This window comes from Methylobacterium indicum (assembly GCF_017347565.1).
Classification (GTDB): Bacteria; Pseudomonadota; Alphaproteobacteria; order Rhizobiales; family Beijerinckiaceae; genus Methylobacterium; species Methylobacterium indicum.
The window spans coordinates 4292501-4304300 of record NZ_AP024145.1; the positions used below are offsets into that span (position 1 = coordinate 4292501).

11 protein-coding genes (1 of these 11 only partly in view) are annotated in these 11800 nt (G+C 68.9%); 7 read left to right on the forward strand and 4 right to left on the reverse strand.

The window, feature by feature from the left end; all coding sequences use genetic code 11:
• From miv_RS19990 to miv_RS20015, 6 genes are all read left to right on the forward strand, one after another.
• A protein-coding gene (locus tag miv_RS19990) for a response regulator (RefSeq protein ID WP_048427611.1) crosses the window boundary here: on the forward strand, window positions 1-215 show its 3' end. 265 nt of this gene lie to the left of the window's left edge; only the last 215 of its 480 coding nucleotides appear in the window; the start codon falls outside the window, past its left edge; it ends in the stop codon at window positions 213-215.
• A 166-nt stretch (window positions 216-381) separates the two neighbouring features.
• On the forward strand, window positions 382-1374 hold the full coding sequence (locus miv_RS19995; RefSeq protein WP_207178460.1) for an ABC transporter substrate-binding protein: 993 nt from the start codon (window positions 382-384) through the stop codon (window positions 1372-1374).
• A gap of 39 nt (window positions 1375-1413) precedes the next feature.
• Window positions 1414-2196, forward strand: coding sequence for an ABC transporter permease (locus tag miv_RS20000; protein ID WP_425312989.1), 783 nt, complete (start codon window positions 1414-1416; stop codon window positions 2194-2196).
• Window positions 2197-2198: 2 nt separating this feature from the next.
• A complete protein-coding gene (locus miv_RS20005) occupies window positions 2199-3062 on the forward strand; it encodes an ABC transporter ATP-binding protein (protein ID WP_207178462.1) in 864 nt (287 codons plus the stop codon).
• A gap of 160 nt (window positions 3063-3222) precedes the next feature.
• Window positions 3223-4332, forward strand: a complete 1110-nt coding sequence (locus miv_RS20010) for a Ppx/GppA phosphatase family protein (protein WP_048427608.1) — start codon at window positions 3223-3225, stop codon at window positions 4330-4332.
• Window positions 4333-4411: 79 nt separating this feature from the next.
• Entirely contained in the window at window positions 4412-5182 is a 771-nt protein-coding gene (locus tag miv_RS20015) for an RlmE family RNA methyltransferase (protein WP_207178464.1), read from the forward strand.
• 365 nt (window positions 5183-5547) lie between these two features.
• Here the strand turns inward: miv_RS20015 and miv_RS20020 are convergent, their stop codons facing one another.
• Both miv_RS20020 and recQ read right to left on the reverse strand, forming a co-directional pair.
• A complete protein-coding gene (locus tag miv_RS20020; protein ID WP_207178466.1) occupies window positions 5548-6564 on the reverse strand; it encodes a sensor domain-containing diguanylate cyclase in 1017 nt (338 codons plus the stop codon).
• Window positions 6565-6995: 431 nt separating this feature from the next.
• Window positions 6996-8846 carry a DNA helicase RecQ gene (recQ, locus tag miv_RS20025; protein WP_207178468.1) on the reverse strand — a complete coding sequence of 617 codons (1851 nt, stop codon included), beginning with the start codon at window positions 8844-8846 and terminating at the stop codon, window positions 6996-6998.
• 99 nt (window positions 8847-8945) lie between these two features.
• On the opposite strand from recQ, the gene miv_RS20030 reads away from it, so the two are divergent.
• Window positions 8946-9203 carry a transcription factor gene (locus miv_RS20030; RefSeq protein WP_207178470.1) on the forward strand — a complete coding sequence of 86 codons (258 nt, stop codon included), beginning with the start codon at window positions 8946-8948 and terminating at the stop codon, window positions 9201-9203.
• Between the two features lie 27 nt (window positions 9204-9230).
• Here the strand turns inward: miv_RS20030 and recF are convergent, their stop codons facing one another.
• A complete protein-coding gene (recF, locus tag miv_RS20035; RefSeq protein ID WP_207178472.1) occupies window positions 9231-10376 on the reverse strand; it encodes a DNA replication/repair protein RecF in 1146 nt (381 codons plus the stop codon).
• A gap of 270 nt (window positions 10377-10646) precedes the next feature.
• The gene (dnaN, locus tag miv_RS20040) at window positions 10647-11768 is read right to left on the reverse strand and encodes a DNA polymerase III subunit beta (protein ID WP_207178474.1); all 1122 of its coding nucleotides are present in this window, start codon (window positions 11766-11768) and stop codon (window positions 10647-10649) included.
• Window positions 11769-11800: the final 32 nt, after the last annotated feature.

Genomic DNA, 11800 nt, shown 5'->3' on the forward strand with positions numbered 1-11800 from the left:
TCATCCTGATGCTGGCCCAGCCGCGCCGCAATGTCGTCGATCGGGCGATCAATCTCGGCGTCAACGAGATCATCGCCAAGCCGTTCTCGCCCAAGACCCTGTGGTCGCGCCTCGACGAGGTGATCAACCGGCCGCGCCCGTTCTCGCAGGTCAAGAGCCTGCTGCGGCCCCAGCCCCGCCTCGCCGCCGCGGCGGCGGTCAAGGGCATGCTCTGAGGCGATCGCGACAGGACAGAGCCGGTCGAGCCGCACATTTAATCCGCGAGTCTAAAGTCTTACCTGTGACAGCGTAATCCGGCTTTCGGGCCGCTCGACCTTTGTCCAATATCCCCGTCCAAACCGAACCGGCGTCGCGAGCGACCGGACGGACAGGGAGTGAACCATGCTCAAGCGCCTCGCCGCCATCGCCGCCGCTCTGGCGGCCATCTCCGGCCCGGCCGCCGCCCAGGACGTCGTGCGCCTCGGCAACCTGAAATTCGCCCATTACGGCGCGATCTCCTACATGAAGGAGATCGCCGGAAAATATAACCTGAAGATCGACGAGAAGCAGTTCGCCAAGGGCGCCGACATCTATCCGGCGATGGCGGTCGACCAGATCGACATCGCGGCCTCGGGCGCCGACGGCGCGGTGGCGGCGCGCGGCAACGGCGTGAAGCTCCTGGTGGTGGCGGGCTTCGCCAATGGCGGCGTGCGCATCCTCGGCCGGCCCGATCTCGGCGCCAAGACGCTCGCCGACGTGAAGGGCAAGAAGGTCGCGGTGGTGCGCGGCGGCACCCAGGACCTGATGCTGCTGGCCGAGCTGGAGAAGAACGGCCTGACCTGGTCGGAGCGGCCGGGCAAGGACGTGCAGCTCGTCTATTTCAACAACTATGCCGACCTGAACCAGGCTCTGGCACAAAAATACGTCGACGTGATCTGCCAGAGCGAGCCGCAATCGACGCAGGCCATCTCGAACGGCTGGGGCTACGAGATCGTCAAGCCTTACGACACCCCGGTCGGCGTGCCCTACCGCCCGCTGGTCATGACCGAGAAGATGTATACCGAGAAGCCCGAAATCGCCGCCCGGGTGCTCAAGCTGTTCGTCGAGGCGACCAAGACCTTCATCGAGAAGCCGGATCTCGCCGAGAAATACGTGCGCGAAACGGTCTTCAAGGGCCAGCTCAGCAGCAAGGATTTTCGCGATTCGATGGAGAACGCGGACTACACCTACGACATGCCCGCCGGCCACATGCAGGTCACGGCCGACCTGATGCACAAGTATGGGCTCGGCAAGATGACGAATCCGCCCAAGGGCGACGCCGAGTGGGTCAAGCTCGACCTGCTCGAGAAGGCGAAGGCCGAGCTCGGCGCCAAGACCAATACCAAGACGAACTGAGCCGTCATCGTGAATCGTCTCTCCGCCTTCCGCGGCGCCCTGCTGCCGGTCGGGCTCCTGATCCTTTGGGAGGCCGCCAGCCGGGCCGGCCTCTTCTCCGCCGTGGTGCTGCCGCCGCCGAGCGCGGTGGCCTTGCGCTGGTTCGCGAGCCTCGTTCCGGCCCTGCCCTACGACCCCGCGACCCAGAGCTACACCGCCTGGCTGTTCTCCGGCGAGCTGCCGCACGACGCGGTGGCGAGCCTCGGCCGCGTCATCGCTGGCTTCGCGATCGGCGTCGGCCTCGCCCTGCCGGTCGGCCTGCTGATGGGCACGAGCGACCGGCTCTACGGCCTCGTCAATCCGCTGCTGCAGATCCTGCGGCCGATCCCGCCGATCGCCTACATTCCCCTCGCCATCGTGTGGTTCGGTCTCGGCAACCCGCCGGCCCTGTTCCTGATCGCGCTCGGCACCTTCTTCCCGGTCCTCGTCAACACGGTGGCGGGGGTGCGGCAGGTCGATTCGATCTACATCCGGGCGGCGCGCAACCTCGGCGCCAATTCCTGGACGATGTTCCGGCGGGTGATCCTGCCGGCGGCGAGCCCCTTCGTGCTCGCCGGCATGCGCATCGGCATCGGCACCGCCTTCATCGTGGTGATCGTCGCCGAGATGATCGCGGTCTCGGACGGCCTCGGCTACCGGATTCTGGAAGCGCGGGAATACATGTGGTCGGACAAGATCATCGGCGGCATGCTGACGATCGGCATCCTGGGCCTCGTCATCGACGGCGCGATGTCGCGCCTCAACGACCACCTGCTGCGCTGGCATCGCGGCCTGGAGCGCTGACCATGACCGCGCAAGCAAAGACCGCGACGGCCCCGCTCCGCCGCACCGAGCCCGCCGCCCGTCCCGCCCCGGGCGCCGCCGAGATCGCCATCGACGACGCCTCGAAGGTCTTCGGCACCGGGGAGGGCGCCGTGGTGGCGCTCGACGGCGTCTCCGTGTCGATCCCCGGCGGGCAATTCGTCTGCCTGCTCGGGCCCTCCGGCTGCGGCAAGTCCACCCTGCTCAACGCCATCGCGGGGTTCTCGCCCCTCACCGGCGGGTCGATCCGGATGAACGGCCGCCCGGTCGTCGATCCGGGCCCGGACCGGGGCATGGTTTTCCAGGAATACGCCCTGTTCCCGTGGATGACGGTCGAGCAGAACATCCGCTTCGGCCTCGACATCAAGGGCGTCGCCCGGTCGGAGGCCGACACGGTCGTCGCCCGCATCGCCAGCACGCTCGGCCTCTCGGACTTCCTCGGGCGTTTTCCCAAGGATCTCTCTGGCGGCATGCGCCAGCGCGTCGCCATCGCCCGCATCCTGGCCCTCGACCCGCCGGTGATGCTGATGGACGAGCCCTTCGGCGCCCTCGACGCGCTGACCCGCCGCACCCTCCAGGACGAGCTGCTGCGGATCTGGGCCGAGTACCGCAAGACCATCGTGTTCGTGACCCACTCGATCGAGGAGGCGATCTACCTCGCCGACCGCATCGTCGTGCTCACCTACCGTCCGGGCCGGATGAAGCGCGACCTGATCGTGCCGCTCGCCCGTCCCCGCGACACCGCCTCGGCCGAATTCAACGCGTTGAAGCGCGAACTCGGCGGGCTGGTGATGGAGGAGCAGCAGCGCTTCACGAAGGCCGAGCTGACGGGCACTGCGGTCGATTGACCGCAATGCGTTCGTGCGCCTCCGGATCTCGCCGGTGGGATGAGGTCCCGCGCGGCACGATCGCTGCTTTGCGTTCAGCCCGGAGCCACGTAAGCTTCCATCATGTGATGGGCTTAAGCCGCCCCGTCAGGGACGGTCGTGAAGGATATCGGCATCGCCGATGAGGGATGAGACGGCCGTCTCCGTGCCGGCGCGCGCCGCGGAGTATGCCGAGACAGCGCGTGCGACCGCACCTCCGCCGGACCCGGCGGGGGATGATCCCCCACGTCGTCCGGAGCGGCGCGCCTATGCGGCGCTCGATCTCGGCACCAACAACTGCCGGCTCCTGATCGCCGAGCCGGCGCCCTACGGGTTCCGGGTGATCGATGCGTTCTCGCGCATCGTGCGCCTCGGCGAGGGATTGGGCACCACCGACCGGCTCAGCGACGACGCCGTGGAGCGTACCGTCGACGCGCTCGGGGTCTGTCTGGGGAAGATGCGCAGCCGCGGGGTGGTGCGCTCGAAATCCATCGCCACCGAGGCCTGCCGCCTCGCCGTCAACGGGCCGGCCTTCGTCGACCGGGTCCATCGCGAGGTCGGCCTCGACCTCGAAGTGGTGGACCGGCGGACGGAAGCCTATCTCGCGGTCACCGGCTGCGCGGCGCTCGCCGACCGCCACGCCGAATCGGTGGTGATCTTCGACATCGGCGGCGGCTCGACCGAGATCGTCTGGCTCGACGGCTCGGCCGCGCTCGCCCGCAGCGCCGATCCGACCCTGCGCATCCGCGCCTGGGATTCGCTGCCCGTCGGCGTCGTCACCCTGGCCGAGCGCTATGGCGGGGCCGACGTGACCCGCCCGGTCTTCGAGGGCATGGTCGAGGAGGTCGCCGACCGCCTGACCAAGTTCGCGCTGATCGCCGGTGCTGCGGCGCATGCGCCGAACTTCCACCTGCTCGGCACCTCCGGCACGGTGACGACGCTCGCCGCCACCCACCTGCGTCTGCCGCGCTACGACCGGCGCCGGATCGACGGCTTGTGGATGCGCGACCGCGAGGTCACCGACGCCATCGACGGCCTGCTCTCGACCCGGCTGTCGGACCGGGCGCAGAACCCGTGCATCGGCCGCGACCGGGCCGACCTGGTGCTCGCCGGCTGCGCCATCCTGGAGGCGATCCGCCGCGCCTTCCCGTCCGAGCGCCTGCGCATCGCCGATCGCGGCCTGCGCGAGGGCCTGCTCATGAACATGATGCGCGAGGACGGCGTCTGGCGCCGGGGAGGGCGGCCGAGCTGACGACCTCCGGGCTTGCACATGCGGGCCCGGAGCGTCATTGACCTTGAACGATTTTTTCGATCATCGAAGGTCACGGGATATGAGCGATCGTCGCGGCGGCGGCCTGCGGGGCGACCTGAAGCAGCGGGTCAAGACCGGGCGCGGGCGCACGGTCTCCTCCAAGCTCTGGCTCGAACGCCAGCTCAACGACCCCTACGTGGCCCGCGCGAAGCGCGAGGGCTACCGCTCGCGGGCGGCCTTCAAGCTCCTGGAGATCGACGAGCGCTTCCGGCTGCTGAAGCCCGGCCAGCGGGTGGTCGATCTCGGCGCTGCGCCGGGCGGCTGGTCGCAGGTGGCCGCCGCCAAGGTCGGCAGCCATCCCGGCGCCCCGATGCCGCGGGGCCGGGTGGTCGGTATCGATCTGCTCGAGATCGAGCCGATGCCGGGCGTCGACTTCGTCACCCTCGACTTCCTCGATCCGACCGCGCCGGGTCTCCTCACCGAGATGCTGGGAGGGCCCGCCGATGTCGTAATGTCCGACATGGCCGCCAACGCCACCGGCCACAAGAAGACCGACCACCTGCGCATCATGGGTCTGGCCGAGACGGCCCTGGCCTTCGCCCGCGAGATCCTGGCGCCGGGCGGCCTCTACCTCGCCAAGGTGCTGCAAGGCGGCACCGAGGGCGGGCTGCTCACCGATCTGAAGCGCGATTTTGCGAACGTGCGCCACGTCAAGCCGGCGGCGAGCCGGGCCGATTCGAGCGAGCTCTACGTGCTGGCGACCGGCTATCGCGGCGCCGAGGCGACGGATGGGCCGTATCGCGAGACCGACGACGGCGATGAGGAGGACGAGGCGGGCTGGCGGCCGTGACCCCGGCGGCGGCGATTGATCGCGCTCGGGCGCTCCTCGTGGCGGAAGGCTTTTCGGAGATCGGGCGGGGGACGCGGGGCGAGAGTTTTTACTTCGGCCTGCTCGGTGCCGAGGGTCAGTTGCGGGTGGCCAACCATGCCCGGACTCCGAAGCAGCGGTCTAAGCATCCGGAGGTGGTGGCGAGCCTTGTGGTGACGGGGCCGTTGTCGGAGGTGGCGCTAAGGGAGCGTCTGAGCGCGACCTTGCGGGATTTTCGGATGCGGCAGGGTGCGGGCCATCAGTGAGCGAGTGCTCCGTTCGCGATCGGTGACAGGGAAATTCCGGCCCGACTTCCCCGCCTGGTCTCTCGCCGTGGCCAAGGTGGTTCAGGCCGCCTGGGTCGACGCGCAAGGAGACTGCCGGACCTGACCCTTGCCCCCGCGCTTCGCCTCGTAGAGGGCGCGGTCCGCGCGCTCGATCAGCGCGTCGGCGTCCGACCCATCAGCGACGGCGATTCCAACGCTCACGCCGATCTCGGCCGGGCCCAGCGTCAGAGCGAACGGGCTCCGCATGGCGGCCACGATCCTGGCGCCGATTGCAATCGCGCGATCGCGGGCAGCCGGACCCTCCACGAGTGCCATGAACTCGTCCCCGCCGAAGCGTGCGACCAACGCTTCGGCCCCCGCGCAGTCGGTGAGGCGTTCGGCGACTTGGCGCAGCAACTCGTCGCCGGCGCCATGGCCGAGGGTGTCGTTGACCAGCTTGAACCGGTCGAGATCCAGCGCCAGCAGGGCGATGGATTCTCCGCCGTGGGATCGGGCCAGCGCGGCGGCCAGTTCGCGGTGGAACCGGCCCCGGTTCGGCAAGCCGGTCAGGGGATCGTGGTGAGCGAAGTGCTCGATGCGAGCGTTCGCTGCGGCGAGGTCGGAGAGGGCGCGTTTCAGGGTTGTGACATCCGTCCGGATGCCAACGATACCACCGCGTGCCGTTCGCAACTCCGAGACGATGAGCCAGATACCGTTCGGGAGCAGGCGTTCGAACACGCCCTCGCCACTGCCGTGCTGAGATACGACCTCCCTGATGAACGCTTCCGGATCGGCGGCTGCCTGAGGATATTGACCGGCGGCGACGCCCCGCCGGATCACCTCCTCGAATGGGATTCCGGGCGTCAGGAACGGCGCGCTGTGGGCGTAGTAATCCCGGAAGGTTTGGTTGCAGCGCACGAGGCGGTCGTTGCTGTCCCACAGCACGAAGCCGCCCGGGATTGCATCCGTTACGTCGTCCAGCAGTTCCTCCGCGGCGTGTGCCCGAAAGCGGAATCTTAGCGCGAGGATCGTCGCTGTCACGGCCGAGATCGCCGAGAGGACGGCCACAACGGTGACCCATATGCACGCGCTGGTCATGGAGACACCCTCTTTGGGAACGGCGGTATCTCTATTCTATCCGCGGTTGATTTTTCCTTTCGAGGCCAGCAATCCCAATGGTGAGCCAAAGTCGATCTGCGTTATTTTGATGTTGTGCATCGAGAAATATATAATAAAAATCGCTGGCGCGACGCGTCGGCACGAACGCATTCGACGAGTAGAGAGTTGTATCAGTTCTGCAGCGAATAACGCGCGATCTTGCTCGAATTCATGTCAGCGAATGCCCCCCTTGGCCGGGATGCTTGACGTTGAACGGACGGCACCCTGCGATCCTCGGCAGAATTGAAGGGGTGTGACCAACAGGAGCGGATGCGGCCCGTCAGGCAGGTCGCGGCGCCCGTGTCCGCTCCGTCTCGGGCCGCCCGAGCGAGCGTTGCGGCAGATTGGCGATAGGAGGGACCGCGCCCCGCTCACCCCGCCCGCTTCGCCGCATCCGCCAGGAACTCCGCCACCGCCTCGACGAAAGGCTGCCCATAGGCATCCCGCTTGCGCTCGCCCACCCCGTGGACCGAGCGCAGGGCCCAGAGATCGACGGGCTTCGCGCGCGCCATCTCGATCAGGGTGCGATCGGGAAAGATCATGTAGGCAGCCACACCCTCCTGGCGGGCGAGCGTCGCGCGCAGGCCGCGCAGGTGCTGGAACAGCGCCTCGTCGGCCTCCGACAGGCCGAGGCTGTCGTCGCGGTCGGCGCTGCCCGAGCGGCGGCGCTCCTTCGGGGCCTTCGGTTCGGGGTCGGGGCGCAACTGCACCGGCTCGCGGCCGAACAGGATCGCCTCGCCCTTGTCGGTCAGCGAGAGGCCGCCGTAGCCGTCGCCGTTCTCCGCGACCGCGCCCGCGGCGAAGAGCTGGCGCAGGATCGCCCGCCAGGCCGCCACCGGCTTGTCGGAGCCGACCCCGAAGGTCTTGAGCTGGATGTGGCCGTTGCGGCGGATTTGCTCGCTCTCCTTGCCGTGGACGAGGTCGCAGATGTAGGCGGCGCCGAAGCGCTGGCCGGTGCGCACCACCGCGGAAAGAACCTTCTGCGCCGCCACCGTGCCGTCGATGAGCGAGACGCCGCCGCGGCACAGGTCGCAGCGGCCGCAAGGAGCGCTCTGCTCGCCGAAATAGCCGAGCAGCGACTGGCGCCGGCAGGTCGCGCCCTCGCATAGCCCGATCATCGCCTCGAGCTTGCGGCGCTCGACCCGGCGGCGGTCGTCCGGCACCTCCTTCTCGTCGATCTGGCGGCGGCGGAGCGCCATGTCGTCGAGGCCGTAGAGGGTGAGGGTGTCGGCCGACAGCCCGTCGCGGCCGGCGCGGCCGATCTCCTGGTAGTAGCTCTCGATCGTCGAGGGCATGTCGGCGTGGCAGACGTAGCGCACGTCCGGCTTGTTGATGCCCATGCCGAAGGCGATGGTCGCCACCACCACGACGCCGTCCTCCTGGAGGAAGGTGTCCTGGTTGCGCATCCGCACGCTCTGTTCGAGGCCGGCATGGTAGGCGAGCGCGTTGAAGCCGTCCTGCTGCAGGATCTCGGCGATCTGCTCGGTGCGCTTGCGGGACGAGCAGTAGATGATGCCGCTCTCGGCCTTGCGGGGGCGCAGGAATCGCGAGAGCTGGCGCGTCGGATGCTCCTTCGGCGCGAAGGTCAGGCGGATGTTCGGCCGGTCGAAGGAGTGGACGAACAGCTCGGGCTTGCGGCCGCGGGGAAACAGCCGCTCGGAGATGTCGGCCCGGGTCGCGGCGTCCGCCGTCGCGGTCAGCGCCACGGTCTGCACGTCGCCGAGCGCCTCGCGCGCGCGGGCGAGGTCGCGGTATTCGGGCCGGAAGTCGTGGCCCCATTGCGAGACGCAATGCGCCTCGTCGACGGCGAGCCGCCGGACGCCCGCGCCCTGCAGCGCCTCGATCAATCCTTCCATCAGCAGCCGCTCGGGCGAGACGAAGAGCAGGCGCAAGCTCCCCTGGCGGATGCCGCGCCAGGTCTCGCGGGCGCTCGATTCCGACACCGTCGAGTTGAGGGTGCCGGCCGCGATGCCGAAGGCCTCCATCTGCTTCACCTGGTCGTGCATCAGCGCGATCAGGGGCGAAACGACGACGGTCAGCGACTCTTCCACGAGGGCGGGGAGCTGGTAGGTCATCGACTTGCCCGAGCCCGTCGGCATCACCGCGAAGACGTCGCGCCCGTCGAGCACGGCACCGATCACCTCGGCCTGGCCGGGACGGAAATCCTCGTAGCCGAAGGTTTTGCGAAGGGCGGCGCGGGCCTCGTCGAGGCGGTCTGTCATCGGGGTTCTGCGGGCTCGTTGCGGGCGGGCGGCACTGGGACGGGTTGTGGACGCCCCCTCACCAACGATAGGTATTCATCGCCGATGCGGGACGCCACCATGACGCACGATGATCGTGATGAGGACGCGGACCGGCCCGTCCAGACGCTGGCATCGACGGCGGGACTCGGCAAGGTCGAAGCGGTGGATAAGACCGAGGAGGGTGGTATGGCCTCGGCAGACGAAGCGCAACGGCGCGAACAGTCGCTCGCCGAGTTCTGGGCGCGCATCAAACCGATCCAGGATTACATCGCGTCGTTTCCGCGCACTGGCCTGAAGGCCGACAAGGCGTTCTACGACGAGTTGAGCGGCGATTGAGCTTGGAGTTGTGGGCGTTCCAGGTGCTCAAGCCCGGACGCTCCCCTCTGCCACCTGCACCACATCCGCCCGCCCGCCCAGCTCCCCGAACATCACAGGATCGGCCCCGGTCATCCAGACCTGCCCCGGAAGGGCCTCCAGCGCGTCGAACAACCCGGCGCGGCGGCGGGGATCGAGATGGGCCGCGACCTCGTCGAGGAGGACCAGGGGGGCCAACCCGCTCATCCCGGTGACGAGACGGGCATGCGCCAGCACGAGGCCGATCAGCAGGGCCTTCTGCTCGCCGGTCGATGCGGTGGCGGCGGGCACGTCCTTGGGGCCGTGGCGGACCACGAGGTCGGAGGCCTGGGGGCCGGCGAGCGTCCGGCCGGCGGCGCGGTCGCGAAACCGGTTCTGGCGCAGGGTGGCGCGGTAGCGGTCCTCGGCATCGACCGCCGGCCAGACCGCCACGAGGTCGTCGATGTCGCCCTCGAGCCGCACCCCGGCCCAGGGGAAGGGCGAGGCCTCGTCGCGGCTGGACAGGATCAGGCTGTCGAGCCGTTCCACCGTCTCGCGGCGGGCGAGCGCCACCGCGACGGCGAGCTCCGCCACCTCGCGCTCCACCGCGTCGAGCCAGGGCCCGTCGTCGGGCCGCTCCTCCAGGAGGCGGTTGCGCGAGCGGAGTGCCCGCTCCATCGCGTTGACCCGGGCGCCGTGGCCGGCATCGACGGCGAGCACCAGCCGGTCGAGGAAGCGCCGCCGGTCGCCGGCCGGCCCGCGAAACAGCGCATCGAGGTCGGGGGTGAGCCAGACCACCCGCACCTGCTCAGCAAAGGCGGTAGGGGAGGCGGCGGTGGCCCCGTCGATGCGGCAGAGCCGGCCGCCGCGCTCCTCGCGGCCCCGCGGCGGCTCCCAAGCCGTGCCGATGCGGTGGTCGCCGTTCGGTCCTTCGAGCGTCAGCGAGACCGCGAAGCCGCCGGCCCCGCCCTCCCGCGCCATCCCGGAAAAGTCCGCCCGGCGCAGGCCCCGTCCGGGGGCGAACAGCGACAGGGCCTCCAGGATGTTGGTCTTGCCGGCCCCGTTCTCCCCCACCAGCGCGACGAAACGGCGCCCGACCGCGAGGTCGAGATCGGCGTGGTTGCGGAAGTCGCGGGCGATCAGACGGGTGACGCGCAAGGGATCGGGCTCGGTCATCCCCGGGCCATATCACAGGTCGTCGCGGGGGCCGGCGATAGCGCTATTTTTTCCGAAAATCTTGTTCCATCCGCGACCTCATCCTGAGGTGCCGGGCGATCGAAGATCGCTTGGCCTCGAAGGAGGGGTCCAGGGATCGCAGAGGCTTCTGGAGCCCTCCTTCGAGGTCAGTCGATTTTCAATCGACTGACACCTCAGGATGAGGTTGTGGGTAGGAGAAAGACGACTCTGCTGGGCGATGGGAACGTTCGAGGGCGCGCAATCCCGCCCTTACACCCGCATCGGCATCAGCACGTAGAGCGCCGGCGCGCCCTCGCGGTCCTGGATCACCGTCGGCGAGCCCGGATCGGCGAGGCGGAAGAGCGCCGTGTCGCCGTCGAGCTGGGCCGTGATGTCGAGGAGGTAGCGGGCGTTGAAGCCGATATCGAGTGGGCCGGACTCGTAATCGACGTCCAGCTCCTCGGTCGCCGAGCCCGAATCCGGGTTGTTGACCGAGAGCGACAGGCGCCCGTCGGTCATGGCGAGCTTCACCGCGCGGCCGCGCTCGGACGAGATGGTGGAGACGCGGTCGACCGCCTTGGCGAACTGGTCGCGCTCGACCGTCAGGCGCTTGTCGTTGCCGGTCGGAATGACGCGGGCGTAATCCGGGAAGGTGCCGTCGATCAGCTTCGAGATCAGGGTGACGCCGGACGAGAAGCTGAACCGCACCTTGGCCGACGAGATCTCGACGCCGACGGTGTCGCCGCCATCCTCGACGAGCTTCTGGATCTCGGCCACGGCCTTGCGCGGCACGATGATGCCCGGCATGCCGCCGCTGCCCTCCGGCGCCTCCATCTGGACGCGAGCGAGGCGGTGGCCGTCGGTGGCGACCGCCCGCAGCTTGAGCGAGCCCTCGGCGTCGATGGTGTGGAAGAAGATGCCGTTGAGGTAGTAGCGCGTCTCCTCGGTCGAGATCGCGAACTGGGTCTTGTCGATCAGGCGCTTGAGGTCGGCGGCCGGGAGCTCGAAGGAATGCGGCAGCTCGCCGGCGGCGAGATCGGGAAAATCGGCCTCCGGCAGGGCGCCGAGGGTGAAGCGCGAGCGGCCCGAGCGGATCAGCATCTGGCCGGTCTCGCCGCTGGTCTCGAGCGAGACCTGGGCGCCGTCGGGCAGTTTCCGGACGATGTCGTAGATGACGTGGGCCGGCACCGTGATGGCGCCGCCGTCGACCACGTCGGCGGGGATCGTCTCGGTCACCTCGATGTCGAGGTCGGTGGCCTTGAGCTGGAGGCCGTCCGGCCCGGAGCGCAGCAGCACGTTCGACAGGATCGGAATCGTGTTGCGCCGCTCCACGACGCGGTGCACGTGGCCGAGCGACCGAAGAAGGGCCGCGCGCTCGACGGTGACTTTCATCAGGGTGATCCGTGTCTCGAACGACCGACCGT

What these genes read in the sequence shown, in the direction of transcription:
- miv_RS19995 (WP_207178460.1), top strand. Translation starts at nt 382, where the DNA reads ATGCTCAAGCGCCTCGCCGCCATCGCCGCCGCTCTGGCGGCCATCTCC.
- miv_RS20005 (WP_207178462.1), top strand. Translation starts at nt 2,199, where the DNA reads ATGACCGCGCAAGCAAAGACCGCGACGGCCCCGCTCCGCCGCACCGAG.
- miv_RS20010 (WP_048427608.1), top strand. Translation starts at nt 3,223, where the DNA reads ATGAGGGATGAGACGGCCGTCTCCGTGCCGGCGCGCGCCGCGGAGTAT.
- miv_RS20015 (WP_207178464.1), top strand. Translation starts at nt 4,412, where the DNA reads ATGAGCGATCGTCGCGGCGGCGGCCTGCGGGGCGACCTGAAGCAGCGG.
- miv_RS20020 (WP_207178466.1), bottom strand. Translation starts at nt 6,564, where the DNA reads ATGACCAGCGCGTGCATATGGGTCACCGTTGTGGCCGTCCTCTCGGCG.
- recQ (WP_207178468.1), bottom strand. Translation starts at nt 8,846, where the DNA reads ATGACAGACCGCCTCGACGAGGCCCGCGCCGCCCTTCGCAAAACCTTC.
- miv_RS20030 (WP_207178470.1), top strand. Translation starts at nt 8,946, where the DNA reads ATGACGCACGATGATCGTGATGAGGACGCGGACCGGCCCGTCCAGACG.
- recF (WP_207178472.1), bottom strand. Translation starts at nt 10,376, where the DNA reads ATGACCGAGCCCGATCCCTTGCGCGTCACCCGTCTGATCGCCCGCGAC.
- dnaN (WP_207178474.1), bottom strand. Translation starts at nt 11,768, where the DNA reads ATGAAAGTCACCGTCGAGCGCGCGGCCCTTCTTCGGTCGCTCGGCCAC.